Genomic DNA, 20,987 nt, shown 5'->3' with positions numbered 1-20,987 from the left:
GCTTCGAGATCCGCACAACATCAGTGGCAATACGACATCGAGACCCTTCGCCCTCATGGCTGCACACAACGCGGCGCATACGTATCAGCAGCGCGCTCACCGCCATGTTGAAGTCTGTTCTTAAAAAGGTATTGCGCGGGTATGCGGTTTGTCCTATAATCTTTTCTTCGACGGACGCGGGGTGGAGCAGTCTGGCAGCTCGTCGGGCTCATAACCCGAAGGTCGTAGGTTCAAATCCTACCCCCGCAACCAAGCAGCTAATCGTATCGCGTACGCATCGAATAGCTAACGTCGAAAACATCAAGGGCTTGCCTAACCGGCAGGCCTTTTTTGTTTGTGCGCTTTGTGCGTTTCGTTCGCGGCCTCGCTAAAAATTCTCTGTCACCGAACACAGCGCAACGACCCCGGCCGCACTCAGAAGCAAACGGTTACCCGACAGCAGTGCGTGCAGCAACGGATCCGAAAACAGCGATACGGCCAGCGCGCACAGCGGGAAAAGACAGAGGCCGCTGAAAAAGTCCGCAGCAGTGGACGAGCAGAAAAGCGCCCGCATGGGATGCACCCGCCTCGCGGAACGCCGCACCGGCATACGCCGGCGTTTGACATAGCGGGCCCACGACCACGCAACGGCCGTCACGTAGGAAAAGTCATCAATCCAACCTCCATCAATCTGTAGTCCGAATAAAGACATGCCAACCTGAAGCGACATGCTCAGACGAGCGTAAATACTCTGAGCGACCCCACCCCTGCTCCGATCACGACGCCGATGGTCTGCATGTCAACCGACCGGTCGATCCAGCCGAAGAACTTGCTGACCGCGAGCCCGCCCATGACCCCGCAGGCGACGATAAACCGAACCCGCTCGGAGCGTTGTTTGTTGCGCATCATGCCCTCCTCCTACCGCATTGAAAATGCCCTTGTCAGGGCGTCCAAACTGAATAGCAATCCTAATGCAATCACCAGCCCTTTGCTAAGCGATTTTTTCCACACTAGCCATCCGGCCAGGGCCGCCGGCGCGGCTTCCCGCTCCGATTTCGCGCCCTCGCCAGGCACCGCCATCTTGATAATTCGCCCTGGTGATAAACTCCTGTTACCACTCTTCGTCCCCTTCCTATGAAATTCTGTTCTGTCTGCGGTCACCCGGTCAGCCTGAGCATTCCGCCGGGCGACAATCGCGAGCGCTTCATCTGCGCCAGTTGCGGTACCGTGCACTATCAGAATCCGCGCAACGTGGTGGGCACCATCCCGGTGTGGGACGACAAGGTGCTGCTGTGCCGTCGCGCCATCGAACCGCGCTACGGCTACTGGACCTTGCCCGCCGGCTTCATGGAAATGGGCGAGACCACCTCCGAAGGCGCCTCCCGCGAAACCCTCGAGGAAGCCGGTGCGCGCGTCGAGGTGCAGAGCCTGTTCTCGCTGCTCAACGTGCCGCACGTGCATCAGGTGCATCTGTTCTACCTCGCGCGGCTGCTCGATCTCGACGTCGACGCCGGTGAGGAAAGCCTCGAAGTGAAGCTGTTCGAGGAACACGAGATTCCGTGGGACGACATCGCCTTTCCGACCGTCGGCCAGACGCTGCGCTTCTTCTTTGCCGACCGCCAATCCGGCAGCTACGGCCTGCATACCGGCGACATCTTCCGCTCGCTGCGCGAAGGCTGAGCGGCGCACGCATGGTTCCCTGGCTCGGACCCGACGATCCGTTCCCCGCCGTCGAGCGCGCGCTCGGCGCGTCGAGCGGCGCGCCGGGACTGCTCGCCGCCAGCGCCGACCTGCTGCCGTCGCGCCTCATCGACGCCTACCGGCGCGGCATTTTCCCCTGGTACTCCGACGGCCAGCCGGTGCTCTGGTGGAGCCCCGATCCGCGCATGATCCTGCGTCCGGCTGAATTCAAGGTCTCGCCTTCGCTGCGCAAGACGCTCAAGCGCGTGCTGCGCGACGATGCGTGGGAAATCCGCGTCGACCACGACTTCGCCGCCGTGATGCGCGCCTGCGCGCAGGCGCCACGGCGCGGGCAGCGCGGCACCTGGATCACCGCCGATGTGGTGGAAGCCTATTCGTCGCTGCATCGCGCGGGCGAAGCGCACAGCATCGAAACCTGGTTCGAGGGCGAGCGCGTAGGCGGTCTGTATGGCGTGTCGTTCGGCCGGATGTTCTTCGGCGAATCGATGTTCGCCGAGGTGACCGATGCGTCGAAAATGGCGCTCTCCGCGCTCGTCGGACACTTGCGACGTCACAAAATAGAAATGATAGACTGCCAGCAGAACACGTCGCATCTGGCGTCGCTGGGCGGTCGCGAGATAGCGCGCAAGGCGTTCATCGCGCATGTCCGCGCGTCTGTCGATGCCGCGCCCATCCCCTGGCGCTTCGACAAGACGGTCCTGCTCGATGTCGTCGCGCCCGCGGCGTAACGTGCCAAGCCGGGCCCGCTGCCGAGACTGCGGCGGGTGTGAAATACCAGAGACGCTTCGAGAGCTGCCAACGTGACGCACCCCAACGAGCTGCCGCTTTCACCCCTTTCCGCGCTGCAATTCTATGCAACGGCGCCGTACCCCTGCAGCTATCTGGAGGGGCGCGTGGCACGCTCGCAGGTCGCCACGCCCAGCCATCTGATCAACTCCGATGTTTACACCGACCTTGTCAAGGCGGGCTTCCGGCGCTCGGGCGTGTTCACCTACCGCCCCTATTGCGACGGCTGCCGCGCGTGCGTGCCGGTGCGCGTGCCGGTGGACCGGTTCGAGCCGAACCGCACGCAGCGCAAAGTGTGGAAAAAACATGGCGGCCTCATCGCCACGGTCGCCCCGCTGCATTACGACGAAGAACACTATGCGCTTTACATGCGCTATCAGTCGGCGCGGCACGCGGGCGGCGGCATGGACCGCGACAGCCGCGACCAGTACGAGCAGTTCCTGCTGCAAAGCCGGATCAACTCGCGGCTCGTCGAATTCCGCGAGCCGCTGGCCGGATATCCCGATGCGCCAGGCATCCTGCGCATGATCAGCATGATCGACATCCTCGGCGACGGGTTGTCCTCGGTCTATACCTTCTTCGAGCCGGAGCTGCCGCACAGCAGTTTCGGCACCTACAACATCTACTGGCAGATCGAGCAGGCGCGCAGCCTGCGCCTGCCCTATGTGTATCTGGGCTACTGGATCCGCGAGAGCCAGAAGATGGCGTACAAGGCCAATTTCCGGCCGCTCGAAGGCCTCGTCGACGGCGCCTGGAAAACGCTCGATCCGCATAGCCTCGAGCTGGCGCCGGTCGACGCCGCCATCCAGGGCCGGCGCGGCCCGATACGGCTGTGACGCCGGCGGCGCGGCGCTGAGGCAAGCACCAGCGTCCGCGATCGCCCCCATCGCGTCCTACGCACCCTGCCGCCCCGTCAAAGCCGGTAAAATGGCGGGTTCCCATTTTTAGCCGCCCGGCTCCGCCCTGTGTTCAGTTCCTTCTATCCGCTCGTACGCGCCCAACTCTTTCGCATGGACGCGGAAGATGCTCACCATCTGACCTTGCGCCTGCTCGGCGCAGCCGGCCGCACCGGCATCGCCGGCACGCTCGCGCCGCGCGTGCCCGAGGCGCCACGCACCGTGATGGGGCTCACCTTCCGTAACCCGGTGGGCCTCGCCGCCGGGCTGGACAAGGACGGCGCGTGCATCGACGGGCTGGCGGCCCTCGGCTTCGGCTTTATCGAAGTGGGGACCGTCACGCCGCGCCCGCAGGCGGGCAATCCGCGGCCGCGCATGTTCCGGCTGCCGGAGGCAGGTGGCGTGATCAACCGGATGGGCTTCAACAACGCCGGGGTCGACCAGTTCGTGAAGAACGTGCAGGCCGCGCGCTATCGCGGCACGCTGGGCCTGAACATCGGCAAGAACGCCGACACGCCGATCGAGCGCGCCGCCGAAGACTACCTGTACTGCCTCGAACGCGTGTATCCGTTTGCGAGCTACGTGACGGTCAACATCTCCTCGCCGAACACGAAGAACCTGCGCCAGTTGCAGGGCGCGGGCGAACTCGATTCCCTGCTCGCCGCCTTGAAGGACAAGCAGCAGCGCCTCGCCGACCTGCACGGCAAGCTGGTGCCGCTCGCGCTGAAGATCGCCCCGGACCTCGACGACGAGCAGATCAAGTCGATCGCCGACACGCTGCTGCGGCACCGCTTCGAAGGCGTGATCGCCACCAATACGACACTCTCGCGCACCGCGGTGACGGGCCTGCCGCACGCTGACGAAGCCGGTGGCCTGTCGGGCAAGCCGGTGTTCGACGCGTCCAATGAAGTGATCCGCAAGCTGCGCGCCGAGGTCGGCGAGACGGTGCCGATCATCGGCGTCGGCGGTATCTTCTCGGGCGCGGACGCACGCACCAAGCTCGCAGCCGGCGCGGCGCTGGTGCAGCTCTACACGGGCTTTATCTACCGCGGCCCCGCGCTGGTGGCAGAATGCGCACAGGCGCTGGCTTAAACTGAGACACTGCCGGCGCGCGGGCTGAAGCGCGGGCTGAAGCACCAACAGGCCAAGGGTCCGACCAGGTTATATAGACATAAACAAACAGTATTTAAGTGCCGATAGTCTGCTTTGTTATCCTTTCCGCTGTTCAAACCGCCCTCCTGGGCAACAAGCATGAATAAGGGAACACGATGAAGTTTGGCTTGCTGAAAAACATTCTGGTGGCCGGCCTGATTGGCGCCTCGTTCACCGCCGCGACGGCCCACGCGGACGACCTGCTCGACCAGGTCAAGCAACGCGGCACGCTGCGCATCGGCCTCGAAGGCACGTTCCCGCCGTTCGATTCGAAGGCGCCGTCGGGTGAGCTGGTCGGTTTCGACGTGGACATCGCCAAGGCCGTCGCCGCGAAACTCGGCGTGAAGCCCGAGTTTGTGACGACGGAATGGAGCGGCATCATCGCCGGCCTGCAGGCCGGCAAGTTCGATGTGATCGTCAACCAGGTCGGCATCACCGACGCCCGCAAGCAGGTGCTCGATTTCTCGCCCGGCTACACGTTTTCGGCTGCGCAGCTGATCCAGCGTAAGGACGACACGCGCCAGTTCAAGTCGCTGGACGATCTGAAGGGCAAGAAGCTCGGCGTCGGTCTGGGCACGAACTACATGGACATGGCGAAGTCGGTGCCGGGCATCGATGTGAAGACCTATCCGGGCGCGCCCGAGTATCTGGCCGATCTGGCCGCCGGCCGTCTCGACGCCGCGCTGAATGACCGCCTGATGCTCGCCTACCTGCTGAAGACCTCGCCGCTGCCGCTGCGCACGGGTGCGATGGTCGGCGCGGGCACGCCGTCGGGCATTCCGTTCAAGAAGGGTAATCCGAAGTTCGCCAAGGCGATCGACGAGGCAATGACCCAGCTCGAAGCGGACGGCACCTTCGCGAAGATCTCCGACAAGTGGTTCGGCATCGACGTGACCAAGCCCGTCACGAACTGAAGCTGACTGCGCCGGTAGAAAACCCCACGCGGGACACAAGGCGGCATCCTGGCGATGCCGCCTTTTTCTTTGCAGCAACGCCCATGCGCCCTGCCCTGGTGAGCGCGCGTATACGTCTGCGCCCCATCACCCGTTTATGATGTGCGCTTTGTTGCACACAACACTCACCGCCCATGTCCACCACTTCCCTGCTCGTCCAATCGCTCCCGGTGCTCGCTCAGGGCGCCGTCCTGACGGTCAAGTTCGCGGTTCTGTCGATGATCTTCGGGTTGCTGGCCGCCAGCGTGCTCGCCGTGATGGGGATCAGCCACAACCGGGGATTGAACTGGATCGCGCGGATCTATGTGAGCCTGATGCGCGGCACGCCGCTGCTGGTGCAGATCTTCGTGATCTACTACGGCCTGCCGAGCCTCGGCGTCTCGCTCGATCCGACGCCGGCGGGCGTGATCGCGCTATCGGCCAATGTGGCCGCGTATCTGTCCGAGAGCATGCGCGGCGCGATCCTCGGCATTCCGAGCGGCCAGTGGCTGGCGTCGTATAGCCTCGGCCTGTCGCGGCGCCAGACCCTGCGCTATGTGATTGCGCCGCAGGCGCTGCGCATTGCCGTGCCGAGCCTGTCGAACAGTCTGATCAGCCTGATCAAGGACACCTCACTGGTCTCGGTGATCACCGTGACCGAGTTGCTGAGAAGCGCGCAGGAAGTGATCGCGTCGACCTATCAGCCGTTGCCGCTGTACCTCGCGGCGGCCGCGATCTATTGGGTGCTCTGCCAGGTGCTGGAATGGGTGCAGCACTGGTATGAGCAGCGTCTCGCGCTGCCCACACGGCATTGAATCGGCAGGGGCGCTTGCGCGGGGCTTAAGCTAGCTGCTCGGGCCGCGCAGCCGCCGGTATCACCCGGCGTCAAGTTGACCGTGGCTGCCCCGCTCAGACGCTCAACGCGCAGCGAGCGGCGGCGGCGTATCGAGCCGCGCACCGAAGCGGCTAAAGCGCGGCTCATAGTAATGATCGGGGTCAAGCGAAAACGCCACGCGGCGCGTGCGGCCCATCAATTCCCCTCGCGGGAAAAAGCCGAAGTAGCGCGAGTCCGCGCTGTTGTCGCGATTGTCTCCGAGCATCAGGTATTGGCCCGGCGGCACGATCACCGGCCCAAACGAATTGCGCGGGCTCGGCGACTCGGGCGAGAGCCGCACCGTATGCACCACGCCGTCGAAACGCTCAGTCAGATAGTCGGCCGGCGACGTCGCATCGCCCGGCAGCGGCCCGAACTTCAGCGGTTGATAAGCGGCGCGCACGCCGTTCACATACAGCACGTTGTCGCGCATCGCCACGCTGTCGCCGGGCAGGCCGATCAGCCGCTTGACGAGCAGTTCATGCGCGGCCGACGACTCGATCGTCACGATGTCGCCGCGCTGCGGATCGTGCAAATGCGCGATGGCGATATGCGTGAGCGGCACGCGCAGATCGTAGGCCATCTTGTCGACGAAAATGCGGTCGCCTTCGCGAATGGTGGGCAGCATCGAGCCGCTCGGCACCACGTTCCAGTCGGCGATCGCGCTGCGGAACAGCACCATCAGAACGAGAAAGGCGACGAGACTTTTGTTGTCGCGCCACAGTTTTCCAAGCATGCGCATCGAGGACAGCTCCTGCGGAAGGTAATCGAAAGCTTTGGCGGCACCTCTGCGCCGCGCCGACGCAAACGCGCCGACGCAAATCGTACCACCGCGGCTTGCAGTCAACGTGACGACATAGGGACGCGCATGCCCACGCACCCGCACGCTCGCGCCGCCGCGGCGTCACCCACTGCCCCTCATTGCCCCTCACTGTCCCCACTACCCCTCATTGCCCCTCACTCGCCCGCGAACCGCAGCCCAAGCGCGGCGCGCGCCGCATCGGCCATCGCGATCATCTGCAAGGATTTGGCGTGCGGCATCACCGGACTCTCCAGTTGCCCCGCGCGGATCAGCTCGCAGAAATGCGCGGTCTCGTAGTTGAGCCCGCCGCCTTCGAACGGCACATCCAGTTCGACGACGCGGCCGTCGCCATAACGGATCGTCGCGCGCGCCGGGTTCCACCAGTTCTCGTGAATCGTCACGTGGCCGCCGGGCGCGAGCAGCAGCGCGTCGCCCTTGCCGTACAGATCGAGTCCGCAGAACAGTTGCGCGATACCGCGCTCGTGCTGGCTATTGAGGCTCGCGAAGGTATCGACGCCGGTCGCGCCGAGCCGCCCCAGCGTCTGCACTTCGAGCGGCGCGCCGAGCCAGTCGACGGCGAGAAACATCTCGTAGATGCCGATATCGAGCAACGCCCCGCCGGCGTGCTCGAAGGAAAACGAAGGATGGTCGGGCGGCACGTTCGCCGCCGAACAACCGGCCCGCACGAGACCGATCTCGCCGATCGGGTCGGCAGCGAGATGGGCGCGCAGCGCCTCGTAGAGCGGATAGAACGGCGGCTTCATCGCTTCCATGAAGAGCCGCTGTGCCTGGCGGGCCGCCGCGAGCACACGTTCGAGCTGCGCCGCGTTGATGGTGGCCGGCTTTTCGCACAGAACGTGCAGGCCCGCTTCGAGCGCGGCGATCGCGTAGTCGACGTGGCTGTCCTGCAGCGTGGCGATGTAGAGCGCGTCGATGCCGCTGGCGAGCAGGGCTTCGAAGCCGGCGCACACGCTGCCGCCGTATTCTTCGGCGAAGGCTGCGGCGGGTTCGGGACGGCGCGACCAGAGCGCGGTGAGTTGTGCGGCCGGCACGTGCGCCAGACCTTGCGCGAAGCGGCGGGCAATGCGGCCGGTGCCGACGATGCCCCAGTGAATCACGGCGGTGTCGTTCATGACCCGTTCTCTCCCATCGATCCCGGCACGGGCAGGCCAAGACGACCCGGCCCTACCGGTAGAAATCAAAAGGAAAAGACGATATCACGCAGACCACTGCCGCGGTGACGGTGACGAAGCAACACAGGCGCAGGGCGCACCGCTCGACATGCGAGAGCACCGCCCAGCGCACGCGACGCGACGCGACGCGACGCAAACGCAGACGCGAAGCGAACGCGCTCACACGCGCGGGCTGCCTGCCGCGCGCAGCGCCGGCCAGCGCCAGGCGCCAAGCGTGCGCAGCATCGGCCGCTCCACATGCAGATGAAACAGGACCGCGGCCGCCACCGATACGCTGACGGCCACAGCCAGCGCGAACAGCGCACCCCCCAGGCCTCGCAGGCCGAGCACCATCATCAGCTTCATCACCACGCTGATGAGCGGATAGTGCAGCAGATACAGCGCATAGGAAGCGGCGCCCAGCACTTGCCATCCTGCGTGCGCGCCATGGACCGCGCCACGGTCCTCGGCTTTGACCACGCCGAAAATGATCAGCGCGCTGGCGAGGCCATACAGGCTGATCAGCGACTCCTGCCGTACCACGCCGGCGTCCATCAAACCCAGCGTGTGCAACGTAGCCGCGGCGACCAGGATGCTCACTCCGAGCATCAGCGATAGCCGGTCCGTCCACGGCCCGACGCGCCATCCGCCGCGCGCGACCGCAGCAGGCAGCGTAGCCGCCGCACCGCTCGCCACGGTCCTGCGGCATAGCCAGGCGGTCGCGCCGCCAAGCGCGAACAGCAGGATGCGGTAATCGGCGAAGAAGCCAAGCGGAAAACTGCAAACCGTCCGGCACGTGAAGAAATTGACGACCCACAGCGCCGCGACGAGCAGACACGCACGCGGCGCGATGATAGCCAGCGCAACGAACAGATAAAACATCACCTCGAATTGCAGCGACCACGCCACGGTCAGAACCGGCGCTCCGGTCGCGGTGACACCCGGCGTGGCCGGATCCATCGGCACGAGCAGCAATGCCTTGAGCAGCGTCCATGGATCGCCTGGCACCGTCTGGCGCAATGCGGGCACGGCCAGCGCCGCGCAGCACACCACGGCGAAGATCGTCCAGTAGGTCGGATAGATCCGGATCGCCCGCTTGGCCAGATAGCTGCCGAGGCGCTTCGGCTGACCAATGTCCTTCGCGTGGATCCAGAAGATGATGAAGCCGCTCAGCACGAAGAAGAAGTCGACCCCGGCGGAGCCGCCGAAGATGAACGCATTGCCGAGCACAGACTCGCCGAAGTATTTGGGTTGGGAAATCGCGCCACGCGCATGATAGAAGACCACCATCAACGCGGCGAGTCCCCGGCAGGCCTGAAGCGATTTGTACATGGCGGACTCCCGCGAAGTTCTCGCGACACTGTCCGCGATGCAGCCCGCGTGGTCTGTACGCGGCGCCACACTGGCGCCGCGCACGGCGTGCCGCTCAGGTATGGCCGAGCGGCTCGATCGACAGCGCGTGACGGATCTCTTCCGCGGTAAAGTCGATCATCGCAATCGAGGCCGCTTCGGCCTCCTTCGGATCGCGCCGTTCAATCGCCTCGACGACGCGGCCATGCGTGCCGATCACAGCCTCCCAGCCGCCCTCGCGCCCCGCCACGATCGGATTGATCGCCGACAGCGCGCCACGAATGATCGTCGCCATCTGCTGGAAGAACTGGTTGCCGCTCGCCGAGACGATCCGCGTATGCAGCAGCTCGTCGGCGCCCTGGTAGCCGCTCTCGCCGGGCCGGCTCGAGCGGAACAGATCGAAGGCTTCGCGGATTCCCGCAATCTCGGCGGCCGTCCCGCGCGCGGCCGCCTGGGCGCAGGCGCGCGGCTCGATCAACGCACGGAACTCGATCACGTCGCGCAGAAAAACCGGATCGGGCTTCGCGCGAAAACGCCAGCTCACCACGTCCTCATCGATCATCCGCCAGTCGCGCATGGGCCGGATACGCGTGCCGATCTTCGGCCTCACGTCGAGCATCTCACGCGCGAGCAGCATCGACAACGCCTCGCGCATGACCGTCCGGCTCACGTCGAACTCCTTGGACAGCACATCCTGCGGCGGCAGCACGGCGCCGTACTTCTCTTCGACGATACCCGTGACCAGCCCATCCATCACCTTGCTGACCAGTGATCGATCCTTGTTTCCCTGTTCCATGACACTCTCCCCGCTGCGGGTTTGTATCCCCCGCGTAGCCTGTTGATGAAACGGCCCTCTCGGTTTTTTTCTTTTGTTTTGTTGTATTAATCGATACGTTGCTAGCATAAAAACAGATGCGCCAGTTGGGAAACGTCCTAACAGGGTTATCCCTCTGAAGAATTGTTTCGTTCATGTAACGCACCTTGCAGCGACGCGCTGCAAGCTTGCGTGATAAGCGTGCGGGAGATGGAAAAGTTGCATCGTGCGAAGACGCACGCAAGCGCAGCGATTGGCAAATCCACCACAGTTCGTGCGAGGCCTGCGCGAGCGGCGCGGCGGCCCGCTCAGGCGCGGCCCATGGCGACCGAGGCATAGCGTCCGCCAAAAAACACCAGCGGCGCCTGCTCATCGAGTGAGAACACCAGCACCTCGCCGATAAAGAGCGTGTGGTCGCCGCACGGATGACGGTCCACCACGCGCGCGGCAAAGCGCGCCACCGCATGCTCGAGCAGCACCACGCCCGGCAACCCGTCGACTTCGGCGAAGCGCGGCGCAAACGCGGTCTGCGCGTCGCCGGCGAAGTGGCGGCTATGCGACTCCTGCTCGTCCGAGAGCACGCTGACGCCGAAGTGCGCGTGATCCATCAGGCAGCGATGCATGCGCGCGCGGTGCCCGACCGACACCACGATCAGCGGCGGATTCAACGAGCCGGACATAAAGGCGTTGGCCGTCATCGCGTGCATGCTCTCGCCCGCGCCGGTCGAAATCACCACCACGCCGGTGGCGAAGCGGCCCAGCGCATGGCGAAAGCGCCGTTCGTCGAACGCGGATGGGGCATCGGCCACGCCCGCGCCGCCGGCGAGATCACTGACTTGAAGTGCCCGGGCATTCATCGGCGGTCCCCTGCATACGGCCGTATTGATCGTCGAAGCGCACAATGTCGTCTTCGCCGAGATAGCCACCCGATTGCACCTCGATGATTTCGAGCGGTGTCTTGCCCGGATTTTCGAGGCGGTGCGTGACGCCGAGCGGGATATAGGTCGACTCGTTCTCGGACAGCAGGAAGCTTTCCGCACCGCGCGTGACGCGCGCCGTGCCGCGCACCACCACCCAGTGCTCGGCGCGATGATGATGCATCTGCAGCGACAGACGCCCGCCCGGTTTGACGACAATGCGCTTGACCTGAAAGCGCTCGCCGCGGTCGATCGAGTCGTAGTAGCCCCACGGCCGCTGCACCTTGCGATGCTCTTGCGCCTCGGCGCCGTGTTCGGCCTTGAGGCGCCCGACGATCGCCTTCACGTCCTGCACGCGATCCTTCGCGGCGACCAGCACGGCATCGGCCGTCTCGACCACCACGAGGCCCGTCACGCCGACACACGCCACCAGCCGGCCGCCCGAGTGCGCAAAGCTATCGGTGCTGCCTTCGAACATGACGCGGCCCCGCGCCACATTGCCGTCGCCATCCTTGTCCGAGACCTGCCACACGGCATCCCATGCGCCCACATCGGACCAGCCCGCGACGAGCGGCACGACCACGCCGGCAAAACGCGGATCGGAGCCGAGGTGTTCCATCACCGCATAGTCGATCGAATCGGACGGGCAGCCCGCGAAGGCGGCCGCATCCAGATGAAGCGCACCGCTGCTGTCCGACGCCGCGCGCGCGAAGGCATCGGCACACGCCGACGCCATCGCCGGCTGGTAATGCGCAATCGCCGCGAGCCATACCGAAGCGCGCACCACGAAGATGCCGCTGTTCCACCAGTACTCGCCGGACGCGACATAGTGTTCGGCCAGCTCGCTACCGGGCTTCTCCACGAAGCGCTCGATCGCACGCGAGCCGGCCTCGCCCAGCAGCGCACCGGTGCGAATGTAGCCATAGCCGGTTTCGGCGTGCTGCGGCGGAACGCCGAGCGCGACGATCGCGCCGCTTGCCGCATGTTCGACGGCATAGCCGAGCGCCGCGGCAAAAGCGGCCTGTCCGGCGATCAGATGGTCGGCCGGCATCACCATGAGCACCGGATCGTCGCCGTCGGGTGCTGCCGCACGCGCTGCCAGCGCGGCCACGGTGAGCGCAGGCGCGGTATTGCGCGAGGCCGGCTCGAGCACGATGCGGGCGTGCGGCGCGCAGTCGAGCAGGCGCTCCGCCGTCGGCAGGCGCAGATCCTCGCGGCACACCACCAGCGGCTCGAGTTGCACGAAGCGCCGCGCATCGAACACGTGGCTCACGCGCTGCACGGTGGCTTCGAGCAACGAGCGGTCGCCGAGCAGATCGACGAGCTGTTTGGGACTATGTTCTCGCGACAGCGGCCACAGCCGCGTGCCGGAACCTCCGGCCAGGATCACGGACTGGACCGTGCAACACACCTGTGCTTGCCGCACGTGGGCGGGCAGCATGACAGGCGAGGCAAAATCGTTCATGCGGGATTCCCCAAGTGGTGCGGCAAGCCGGACCTGCGCAACGAAGCGCCGAGATCGCGCGGTCCGCCGCGACAGAGGCATTGAAGCATCGCCGCAAACGCCGGTCTGTTCGTGCGACCACACTGGCTTCGCGCGATGCGGTCGCCGCACGCGGCGACACTGCGCTTACGGCGCATTGCCGAGCACGCCGCCCACCGGCGCGCCGGCCGGGCGCACCGCGCCGTGATGTCCGGACGCGGCGGGCGACGCCACGCAGCGCTCGAGCAACCACGCCTGCGCATCGGCCATGGCCGCCTCGCGCGCCTCGCGGGTGAACAACGCATGATCCAGTGTCGGCAAAGTCAGCACCCGGACCCGCGAAAAGCGCCGCAGCGCGCGCAGCCTCGCGCCGAACTGGATCTTCAGTTCGTCGACCCCGAGGTCGTATTCGCCGTACACGAGATGCACGTCGACGCCTTTTCTCTCGAGCTTCTGCAGCAGCCCAACCGCCTCGTTGCGCACGAGGGAGAGCCCGGTGACCTGCTCGATCCGCTCGGCCACGCGCAACAGCACGCTGCGCGCGCCGCGTTGCGACAGGCCGCGCAACACCCGCAGCAGCGAGGTTTCGCCGCGCAGCACACGCTTCCATTTGTCGAGCCGCAGCGCCGAGCGCCGCAAGACTCGCGACGAGGCGAGACCGGCCGTGCCGGGCGAGCGCGCTTCGCCATCCCAGATGAACTTCTGCAGATTCACGCCGAAACAGGCGGTCATCTGGGGATGGTGTGCACAGGCATGCAAGCCGACGAACGCCCCGCCGCAGACCCCGAACGTCACCACCTGGCGGTGCCCCTGCGCGACCAGCCAGTCCGCGCCGGCCATGGCATCGGCGCAGGACTGCGGCGCGTAGATCGTATCGAGCGTGACGCTCTGCGCCGCCGGCGTACTGTCGCCAAGGCCGCCCAGATCCATGCGCAGCGAGGCGATGCCAAGCGCGGCGAGCCGGCGGGCGAACAGGACGAAAATGCGGCCGTCGCCAATGTGATGACTGGCGCCGGTATTGATGAACAGCACGGCCGGCGCCTCGGCGCGCGGGGTATCGGGCTGGCAATGCACGCCGAAGTACGCACCGAAAACCACTGGACGCTCGACGGCTTGCGCCTCCGGCAAAGGCAGCAACGGTTGTTCGGGGTCCTCTTCTTCGCGGCCGGCGGCAGGCAGGGCCGCGTGGCTGGCCGTGTCATGCGTGTCATGCGCTCCATGCGCGTCACCTGCATCCCGCTTCGCCTCGGGCAGCGCGGCAAGCCATTCCGCAACCGCGGAAAACGCCTCGACCGGTTCCACGCTATAAAGCGCTTCGATGAGAAAACGATCGGCCTCGTCGAACGCACGCCGTTCAACGGCCACGCCATGCGCCGCGTAGTGATCCACAAGCGCAGCGGCGCGCGCCCGGTCGCTGGCATCGAGCATCATCACGCGAGATGCGGGCGCCGTGGTATCGCGGCGCAAGTCGATGGCCGCGAGTTGCGCGATGTCGTCGCCGTGCACGCCGAAGCCGAAGGCCTCGACATAGGCCGTACCCTCGGCAATGGGCTGTGCGTTGATGCCGTCGGGTGTGCTCAACCAGCTCTGGCGATGCGCCCGCAATTCGCGCAGATAGTTCTTCCCCGACAGCGCCGGCGAAAGAAGCACCAGCGACTCCACCTCACCGCTGCGTTGCGCCGCAAGTGCGGCAAGCGTGGCGCCGAGGCGCAGTCCGCACAGCGACACCCGCTCGACGCCCGTGCTGCTGCGCAGATAGCGGATCGCCGACGCGATGCTCGCGAGCCATGCATCGACCCGGCCACGCTCTTCTTCGCTGCCGGCCGAATCGCCGGTTCCCGGGTAGTCGAAGCGCAGCACCGGCATGCCCGCCGCGGCGAGCCGTTCCGCCAGCCGGCGCCAGCCCCGGTGGGTGCACAACGCGTCGTAGCCGAACGGATTGCAGAGCACCACGCCGTGGCGTCCTTTCCCCGCATGAAGCCAACCCGCACAGCCGTCGAAGACGACAGGTCTCATGGTGATTCCTCGTGCGATCGCGACCCCGGAGCGAAGCGCGCCAGCAAGGCACGCGATCGCATCGGCATCGCCGCAACTCGATTTGGTATTTGCAAGCCTGTGTGTCAGGTGTTTGTTGGAATTTAATCAAACGCGCGTCCGCCTATCTGTACGGCCGCCCACACATTGCGTCGCGGCCAGGTCTCACAATCGGGGCGATGACCACGCCTGCGGGCGCGTGCAGCGGCCCGGCAGGCGTTGCGCGAGCCGTCGTCCGCCGAATCACCCAGCACGAGTCCACTATGCCATTCAAGAGCCAGGGCGCTTCATTGCCTGAGACCGAAGCCCGCGTAGCGTCCGCCGACCTCGAAGGAGGCGCAGCGGCCGCGACGGCGCTGCCGGCCGCCCTGTTCCGGGACACCAGCGCGGACCGCCCGGCTCACCCGAAGCGGCCGGCGCACGGCGCGACCGCGCAGCCACGTCCGCAGCCGCATCTGCGGCCTCTGCATGCACCGAAGTACCGGCGCGACATCGACGGCCTGCGCGCTATCGCGGTCCTCTCGGTGCTGGGCTTTCACGCGTTCCCGTCGCTCGTGCGCGGCGGTTTCATCGGCGTGGACATCTTCTTCGTCATCTCGGGCTTCCTGATCAGCACCATCATTTTCGAAAGCCTCGAAGAAAACCGCTTCAGCTACGCCGAGTTCTACATGCGGCGCATCAAGCGGATCTTCCCGGCGCTCGTGCTCGTACTGTTCGCGAGTCTCGCGTTCGGCTGGTACACGCTGATGCCCGACGAATATCAGCAGCTCGGCAAGCATGTGTTTACCGGCGCCGGCTTCATTTCGAATATCGCGCTGTGGCGCGAGTCCGGTTACTTCGACAATACGGCCGCCACCAAACCGCTGCTGCATTTGTGGTCGCTCGGCATCGAAGAGCAGTTCTATATTTTCTGGCCCTTGCTGGTCAGCTTCGCATGGCGGCGCAAGCTCGGGTTTCTCGCGCTCATGGCGATCGTCGGCAGCGCGTCGTTCGCGGTCAATATGCTCACCGTCAAGGCCGATCCGACCGCCGCGTTCTATTCGCCGCTCTCGCGCGTGTGGGAACTGATGATCGGCAGCGTGCTGGCCTACGTCCTGCTGCATCGGCCCGCGAGCCTGTCGAAACAGGGCAATCGCCTGTCGCTGGCGGGCCTCGCTGTCATCGCGGCGGCGCTGCTTCTGCTGGACAAGAACGACGTCTTTCCCGGCTGGCGCGCCCTGCTGCCGACCGTCGGCGCCTTCCTGATCATTGCCGCCGGGCCCGACGCGTGGCTCAACCGCAAGCTGCTCGGCAACCGCCTCATGGTTGCAATCGGCCTGATCAGCTATCCGCTCTATCTCTGGCACTGGCCGCTGCTCTCGCTCGCCAATATCATCGACGTCGGCCTCGTCTCGAACGGCACGAAGCTGGCCCTGCTGGCGGCGAGCTTCGTCCTGGCAACGCTGACCTATCAACTGCTCGAACGTCCTCTGCGTGCCTGGAAAAACAACCCGCTGAAGATCGGCACGCTGTGCGCCGCGCTCGCGGCGCTGGCGGCAAGCGGCGCGCTCCTCTACGCGAAAGGCGGCGTGCCGTCGCGCCCGGTGGCGCAGAATGCCGGCATCGCGCAGGTTGCGCTCAACCTGTCGCTCAGACATCAGGTTCCCGAGGAACCCTGCCATCTCGCCAACGCGCAAGCGGACTCGTTTTGCAAGGCCTACAACAGCGCGGCCACGGGACCGCTGATGGTGGTGTGGGGCGACTCGCACGCGGGGGCATGGCTACCCGTTTTCGTCGCGATGGCGCAGGAGCGCAACTATCGCCTCATGCTGTTCTCGCATCTCGGTTGCCCGCCGCTGCTCGATACGCGGCGCAGCGACGGCGCGGAGAGCGGCAAGTTCTGCAGCCAGTTGGGGCTCGCCGAGCCGATCGTCGCTTCGCTTCACAGCCTCAAGCCCGCGGTGGTGTTTCTGGTGGCGCGCTGGAGCCTCTACAGCAACGGCTGGATCAGCGACGGCGAACTGCAGAAGGCCACCCATTTCGTGACCACCGATGCGCATGCGGACGCCACCCAGACCCGTTCGCGCGACGCCCTCGCCAGCCAGCTTCCGCTCACGGTCAAGGCGCTGCTCGAGAGTACGCCGCGGGTCGTGATCTTCCAGAATCCGCCCACGCTGAAGGGCTACCTGTTACCGCGCTCGTACGCGGACCCCGCGCGGGTCGAACCTGCCGCGGCCGCGGACCGGGCCGACCAGGCGTTCAACCGCGCGCTCGTCGAGCGCATGGGGGCAACGCCCGGCGTGAAGCTGTTCGACGCCACCCCGGCGTTGTGCGACGGCACGCTGTGCCATGCGGTGCTGAATGGCGTGCCGGTCTATGACGACGACAATCACGTCAGCGCCCAGGGGGCGCTCCTGTTCAAGCCGCAGCTTCTCGGCCTGCTGGCGTCGCCGGGGTGAGCGCCATGCCCAGGCGGCGCCGGCGCGGCCGACTGTGCCACTGGGTGCGGCCTCGCACAAACACGAGCGGCTTGCGCTGGCACTATCGCGGCTAACAGGGCGTCGCGTGGATGCATCGGGCGCCTGGCGCCACGCGCCGGTCGCCTCCTTTCGCCGCAAGCCCGCCGGTCACATGGAAAAAACCCTTCTCAAGAATATCGTCATCAACTTCGCCGGGTTGATCGCACCGACCATCGTGTCGCTCGCGACCGTGCCGGCGTACATTCATCTGATGGGCGTCGAGCGCTACGGTGTGATCAATCTCGTGTGGGCGCTGATCGGCTACTTCAGCCTGCTCGATCTGGGCACCAGCCTCGCCACCGAGAACCAGATCGCGAAAGTCCGCGAAGCGCAGGACGATTCGGTCGAGCGGATCTTCTGGGGGGCCTGCTTTCTCAATCTCGGCACCGGGGTGCTGGGCGGCCTGATGGTGTACTTCGGCACCTATTTCTACGTCTCGTACGGCGTGCATATCGAACCCGCTTTCCGCCGCGAAGTCATGAGCGCGCTGCCGTGGATCGCGATCGCCGTGCCGCTTGCCAACGTCACCTGGGTGTTCGCCGGCGCCATCACCGCGGTCGAGCGTTTTGCCAGCTATAACGCGAACCAGACCCTGGGCACGATGCTGTTCCAGTTGCTACCGCTCGCCGCCATCTACTGCTTTTCGCCGTCGCTCGCGGTGGTGATTCCGGCGGCCGTCGCGGCGCGCCTGATCGCCGGCATCCTGCTCGGCATCGCGACGTTCCGCGCACTCGGCATCAAGCGCATGCGCTGGCCCGAACGGCGCGTGATCGGCGAGCTGTTCGGCTACGGCAAATGGATGCTGCTGTTTTCCGGCGCGGGCGCGATTTCCGGCTCGCTCGACCGGGTGCTGGTGGGCTCGATACTCGGCGCGCGCTTCGTCACTTACTACGCGACGCCGCAAAACCTCGTGCAACGCCTGAACATGCTGCCGAGCGCGATGCTGCGCTCGCTGTTTCCGCGTCTCTCGGCCGCCTCGCGCACCGACGCCGACGATCTCGCCCGCGATGCGCTGGCGTTCCTCAACGGCGCGTTCACGCCCTGCATGATCGTCGCGTTATTCGCGCTCGCGCCGTTTCTGACGATCTGGCTCGGCGCGCCCATCGCTGCGGCGTCGGCGCCGGTTGGGCGCATCCTCGTGCTCGGCGTGTGGCTCGCGGGCCAGTCGGGCATTCTCGGCATCCTGATCCAGGCCCAGGCCAATCCGGCCTACGTCGCGCGGGTGAGCTGGCTGCAACTGCCGGTGTTCGTCGCGTCGCTCTGGTTTGCGACCCATCTGTTCGGACTGGTGGGCGCCGGCAGCGTCGTGGTCGCCAAGGCGCTGTTCGACTATGGCGCCTACCTCTACTTCGCGCGCCTGCATGTGCGCGCAATTGTCACGAGCATGCTGGCGCATCTGTCGTTCCTGCTGGTCTCGCTTGCGCTCGCCTGCAATCTGAGCGGCTTGCCCGCCATCATCGCCGCGGCCTGCGTCATGACCGGCGCGAACCTCGCGTGGTCGCTGTACCGCTCGCAGGAATTGCGCGCACTCGCGCGCAAGCTCTGGACCCGGGTCTCCTTGCCGGCCGGTTCTCACTAATTCGGGTCACTCGTGAAAACCATCAAAGCGCCCCTCAAGATCGACCCGCTCTTCATCCTGATGGCCCTGGTGCTGCTGGCCTTCGCCTGGCGCGCGGTCTTCATCTACCGCTCGATCGAATGGGTCACGAATTTCTGGCTGTTCGAGGACTTCGGCTACTCGCTGAAAATCGCCCGCAACATTGCGCTGGGGCTCGGAGAAACCTTCGACGGAGTCGTATTCACGAGCGGTTACCAGCCGCTCTATGTGTGGCTGATGGTGCCGGTCTTCTGGATTTTCCCGAAGAATCTGGAAATTCCGGTGTATCTGGCCGAGACGCTGCTCGCCATCTGCAATAGCGTCACCGTGGTGTTCATCTACGCCATCGTCGCCCGGCTGACGAAGCGCCAGTGGAGCGGCATCGCCGCGGCCGCGTTGTGGGCGTTCAATCTCGCGATCGCCCGCAACGGCAGCCTCGGCCTCGAAACCGGACTCTCGACGATGATGGTCGCGGCGACCATGACCTACGTCGTGTCGCTCGAGATCGGCGAGCACGCCACGCGCAAGGCGCTCGCGCTAGGCGCTTTGCTGGGTGTCACCTTTCTGGCCCGGGTCGACGCGGCCTTTCTCGTCGCCGTCACGCTGCTGTATTTCCTGTCCGGCAAGCGGGCCAGCCGCCGGGAAACCCTGGCATTCCTGATCGTGACGCTCGCGGTGTTCGCGCTGGTGGTCGGTCCGTATTGCCTCTGGAACCAGCTTCACTATGGTTCGCCGTTGCCGACCAGCGGCCAGGTGACCACGGGCAAATCGAGTCTGTTCTCCTCGCCGCTGTCGAACCAGTCGCAGGCCGAACTGCGCAACCACGTGCTATGCGCCTTTTACATCATCGGCCGGATGCTGGTGGGCATCACCTCGGTGAACGGCTACGATCCCTTCTCGACGACGTGGTCGAGGCCCGTTGCGCTGATCACGGCTGTGGTGCTGGTCGCAACGGCGGTCTTCAGCTATCGAAGCTTTCCCGCGAGCCGCCGCCAGATCCTGTTCGTCGCCGGGGTGGGCGGCCTGTACACGCTCGGCAATATCCTCTACGGCCTGATGCCGTATGAGCGTTATTTCCTGCCGCCGATCTTCGCCTTCACGATCCTCGTGACCGTGGCCGCAACCGGCCTGCTCGCTTCGCTGCGCTTTCCCGCCCGCCTGCGCGGCTCCACGATAGCCGCCGCCGTGGTTTTGCCGCTGGTCTGCTTCGGTGTGACCTCGAAGGCCAAGCTGCTGTCGGAAGAGACGCGCACGTATGGCTGGTATGACGGCATCCGGGTGCTGAACCGCATCGCGCGGCCCGGCGACACCGTGGGCGCGTTCCAGACCGGCAACACCGGCTACTTCTACGACAAGGGCCGGGCCGTCAACCTGGACGGTGTGGTCAACATGAACGCCTATCACGCGCGCATGAACAAGACGATCGACGAATACGTCACGCAAAACAACATCAAGTTCATCGCCGACGAGGATCCGTTTCCGCTCTCGCTAACCCGCGACATGAAGACCGAACAGGATCGCGCCAGCTTCCTCGCGCGGCTTTCGCAGGTCTACGCCAATCCAGCCTATCTCTACACGATCTACCGGATCGGCAGCGAACCCTACAAGGCGATCCGCAAACCCGAACCGGCAGCAGGATGGGCCGAGACGTCGCAACCGTATGCCACCTTTCGCCATGCCCTCGTGAGCGCGACGCCCGGTGCCCGCGTAGCGTTCTCGTCCGATCGACCGTTCGATCTGCGCTTCCTGCGTCAGGCATCGTCCGGCATGGCTAATGTCTATCGCGACGGCGTGCTGCTCGACACGGTGGATCTCTACGCGCCGGTATTCGACTCGACCTACAAGTTCCCGGTCTCCGGAGACGGACAGGTGCATCGGTACGAAGTGGAAGTCGCTCAGGAAACGAATGCCGGCTCGACCAGCCATCAGGTGTGGTTCGACGCGATCCTCGAACGGTAGGGAGACGGACCCGCCACGCGCGGCATGCGCGGGCATGGATG

General features: G+C 65.5%; 18 protein-coding genes and 1 tRNA gene. 10 read left to right on the top strand and 9 right to left on the bottom strand.

Annotated elements, in window-relative coordinates:
- Nucleotides 1–175: 175 nt before the first annotated feature.
- Nucleotides 176–252: transfer RNA gene (locus BUS12_RS19240), tRNA-Met, on the top strand.
- Between the two features lie 115 nt (nt 253–367).
- On the opposite strand, the gene BUS12_RS38260 is transcribed toward BUS12_RS19240, so the two are convergent.
- Together BUS12_RS38260 and BUS12_RS38830 are read right to left on the bottom strand one after the other, a co-directional pair.
- Entirely contained in the window at nt 368–709 is a 342-nt protein-coding gene (locus BUS12_RS38260) for a hypothetical protein (protein ID WP_143788405.1), read from the bottom strand.
- 2 nt (nt 710–711) lie between these two features.
- Nucleotides 712–888 carry a hypothetical protein gene (locus BUS12_RS38830; RefSeq protein ID WP_171991684.1) on the bottom strand — a complete coding sequence of 59 codons (177 nt, stop codon included), beginning with the start codon at nt 886–888 and terminating at the stop codon, nt 712–714.
- A 225-nt stretch (nt 889–1,113) separates the two neighbouring features.
- Here BUS12_RS38830 and BUS12_RS19230 point away from each other — a divergent pair, with 225 nt between their 5' ends.
- From BUS12_RS19230 to BUS12_RS19205, 6 genes are all read left to right on the top strand, one after another.
- The gene (locus BUS12_RS19230; protein WP_074298320.1) at nt 1,114–1,659 is read left to right on the top strand and encodes an NUDIX hydrolase; all 546 of its coding nucleotides are present in this window, start codon (nt 1,114–1,116) and stop codon (nt 1,657–1,659) included.
- A gap of 11 nt (nt 1,660–1,670) precedes the next feature.
- Nucleotides 1,671–2,408: a leucyl/phenylalanyl-tRNA--protein transferase gene (gene aat / locus BUS12_RS19225; RefSeq protein WP_074298318.1), complete on the top strand. Its 738-nt coding sequence runs from the start codon at nt 1,671–1,673 to the stop codon at nt 2,406–2,408.
- 72 nt (nt 2,409–2,480) lie between these two features.
- On the top strand, nt 2,481–3,302 hold the full coding sequence (locus BUS12_RS19220; RefSeq protein WP_074298316.1) for an arginyltransferase: 822 nt from the start codon (nt 2,481–2,483) through the stop codon (nt 3,300–3,302).
- Nucleotides 3,303–3,431: 129 nt separating this feature from the next.
- Nucleotides 3,432–4,454 (top strand): quinone-dependent dihydroorotate dehydrogenase, encoded by a 1,023-nt coding sequence (locus tag BUS12_RS19215; RefSeq protein WP_074298314.1) that lies wholly within the window; start codon nt 3,432–3,434, stop codon nt 4,452–4,454.
- A 176-nt stretch (nt 4,455–4,630) separates the two neighbouring features.
- Nucleotides 4,631–5,428, top strand: a complete 798-nt coding sequence (locus tag BUS12_RS19210; RefSeq protein ID WP_074298311.1) for a cystine ABC transporter substrate-binding protein — start codon at nt 4,631–4,633, stop codon at nt 5,426–5,428.
- A gap of 173 nt (nt 5,429–5,601) precedes the next feature.
- Complete coding sequence (locus BUS12_RS19205) at nt 5,602–6,261, top strand: amino acid ABC transporter permease (protein WP_074298309.1); 660 nt, start codon at nt 5,602–5,604, stop codon at nt 6,259–6,261.
- Between the two features lie 102 nt (nt 6,262–6,363).
- Here the strand turns inward: BUS12_RS19205 and lepB are convergent, their stop codons facing one another.
- The 7 genes from lepB to BUS12_RS19170 all read right to left on the bottom strand — a co-directional run bounded on the left by lepB (nt 6,364) and on the right by BUS12_RS19170 (nt 14,874).
- Nucleotides 6,364–7,062, bottom strand: coding sequence for a signal peptidase I (gene lepB / locus BUS12_RS19200; protein WP_074301585.1), 699 nt, complete (start codon nt 7,060–7,062; stop codon nt 6,364–6,366).
- Nucleotides 7,063–7,277: 215 nt separating this feature from the next.
- On the bottom strand, nt 7,278–8,255 hold the full coding sequence (locus BUS12_RS19195) for a Gfo/Idh/MocA family protein (RefSeq protein WP_074298307.1): 978 nt from the start codon (nt 8,253–8,255) through the stop codon (nt 7,278–7,280).
- 219 nt (nt 8,256–8,474) lie between these two features.
- On the bottom strand, nt 8,475–9,626 hold the full coding sequence (locus tag BUS12_RS19190) for an acyltransferase family protein (protein ID WP_074298305.1): 1,152 nt from the start codon (nt 9,624–9,626) through the stop codon (nt 8,475–8,477).
- A gap of 94 nt (nt 9,627–9,720) precedes the next feature.
- Entirely contained in the window at nt 9,721–10,440 is a 720-nt protein-coding gene (locus tag BUS12_RS19185; RefSeq protein ID WP_074298303.1) for a FadR/GntR family transcriptional regulator, read from the bottom strand.
- Nucleotides 10,441–10,766: 326 nt separating this feature from the next.
- A complete protein-coding gene (locus BUS12_RS19180) occupies nt 10,767–11,315 on the bottom strand; it encodes a flavin reductase family protein (protein WP_074298301.1) in 549 nt (182 codons plus the stop codon).
- Nucleotides 11,287–12,840 carry a mannose-1-phosphate guanylyltransferase/mannose-6-phosphate isomerase gene (locus tag BUS12_RS19175; RefSeq protein ID WP_083640521.1) on the bottom strand — a complete coding sequence of 518 codons (1,554 nt, stop codon included), beginning with the start codon at nt 12,838–12,840 and terminating at the stop codon, nt 11,287–11,289. The genes BUS12_RS19180 and BUS12_RS19175 overlap by 29 nt, the downstream gene beginning before the upstream one ends.
- Before the next feature lie 165 nt (nt 12,841–13,005).
- Nucleotides 13,006–14,874 carry an alpha/beta fold hydrolase gene (locus tag BUS12_RS19170; protein WP_074298299.1) on the bottom strand — a complete coding sequence of 623 codons (1,869 nt, stop codon included), beginning with the start codon at nt 14,872–14,874 and terminating at the stop codon, nt 13,006–13,008.
- 281 nt (nt 14,875–15,155) lie between these two features.
- Here BUS12_RS19170 and BUS12_RS19165 point away from each other — a divergent pair, with 281 nt between their 5' ends.
- The 3 genes from BUS12_RS19165 to BUS12_RS19155 all read left to right on the top strand — a co-directional run bounded on the left by BUS12_RS19165 (nt 15,156) and on the right by BUS12_RS19155 (nt 20,946).
- Nucleotides 15,156–17,330 carry an acyltransferase family protein gene (locus BUS12_RS19165; protein ID WP_083640520.1) on the top strand — a complete coding sequence of 725 codons (2,175 nt, stop codon included), beginning with the start codon at nt 15,156–15,158 and terminating at the stop codon, nt 17,328–17,330.
- 172 nt (nt 17,331–17,502) lie between these two features.
- Nucleotides 17,503–18,969: an oligosaccharide flippase family protein gene (locus BUS12_RS19160; protein WP_074301582.1), complete on the top strand. Its 1,467-nt coding sequence runs from the start codon at nt 17,503–17,505 to the stop codon at nt 18,967–18,969.
- A gap of 12 nt (nt 18,970–18,981) precedes the next feature.
- Entirely contained in the window at nt 18,982–20,946 is a 1,965-nt protein-coding gene (locus BUS12_RS19155; RefSeq protein WP_074298298.1) for an ArnT family glycosyltransferase, read from the top strand.
- Nucleotides 20,947–20,987: the final 41 nt, after the last annotated feature.

The sequence above is a fragment of the Paraburkholderia phenazinium genome (genome assembly GCF_900142845.1).
Lineage (GTDB): Bacteria > Pseudomonadota > Gammaproteobacteria > Burkholderiales > Burkholderiaceae > Paraburkholderia > Paraburkholderia phenazinium_A.
Note: the sequence above shows the minus strand (reverse complement) of the source record. Positions and strands in the feature narration are given on the sequence as shown.

Bases quoted from the DNA above. Each gene is read 5' to 3' on its own strand.
- BUS12_RS38830 (WP_171991684.1), bottom strand. From the start codon at position 888: ATGATGCGCAACAAACAACGCTCCGAGCGGGTTCGGTTTATCGTCGCC.
- aat (WP_074298318.1), top strand. From the start codon at position 1,671: ATGGTTCCCTGGCTCGGACCCGACGATCCGTTCCCCGCCGTCGAGCGC.
- BUS12_RS19210 (WP_074298311.1), top strand. From the start codon at position 4,631: ATGAAGTTTGGCTTGCTGAAAAACATTCTGGTGGCCGGCCTGATTGGC.
- BUS12_RS19170 (WP_074298299.1), bottom strand. From the start codon at position 14,874: ATGAGACCTGTCGTCTTCGACGGCTGTGCGGGTTGGCTTCATGCGGGG.
- BUS12_RS19230 (WP_074298320.1), top strand. From the start codon at position 1,114: ATGAAATTCTGTTCTGTCTGCGGTCACCCGGTCAGCCTGAGCATTCCG.
- BUS12_RS19175 (WP_083640521.1), bottom strand. From the start codon at position 12,840: ATGAACGATTTTGCCTCGCCTGTCATGCTGCCCGCCCACGTGCGGCAA.
- BUS12_RS19160 (WP_074301582.1), top strand. From the start codon at position 17,503: ATGGAAAAAACCCTTCTCAAGAATATCGTCATCAACTTCGCCGGGTTG.
- BUS12_RS19165 (WP_083640520.1), top strand. From the start codon at position 15,156: ATGCCATTCAAGAGCCAGGGCGCTTCATTGCCTGAGACCGAAGCCCGC.
- BUS12_RS38260 (WP_143788405.1), bottom strand. From the start codon at position 709: ATGTCGCTTCAGGTTGGCATGTCTTTATTCGGACTACAGATTGATGGA.
- BUS12_RS19205 (WP_074298309.1), top strand. From the start codon at position 5,602: ATGTCCACCACTTCCCTGCTCGTCCAATCGCTCCCGGTGCTCGCTCAG.
- BUS12_RS19180 (WP_074298301.1), bottom strand. From the start codon at position 11,315: ATGAATGCCCGGGCACTTCAAGTCAGTGATCTCGCCGGCGGCGCGGGC.
- BUS12_RS19195 (WP_074298307.1), bottom strand. From the start codon at position 8,255: ATGAACGACACCGCCGTGATTCACTGGGGCATCGTCGGCACCGGCCGC.
- lepB (WP_074301585.1), bottom strand. From the start codon at position 7,062: ATGCGCATGCTTGGAAAACTGTGGCGCGACAACAAAAGTCTCGTCGCC.
- BUS12_RS19185 (WP_074298303.1), bottom strand. From the start codon at position 10,440: ATGGAACAGGGAAACAAGGATCGATCACTGGTCAGCAAGGTGATGGAT.
- BUS12_RS19190 (WP_074298305.1), bottom strand. From the start codon at position 9,626: ATGTACAAATCGCTTCAGGCCTGCCGGGGACTCGCCGCGTTGATGGTG.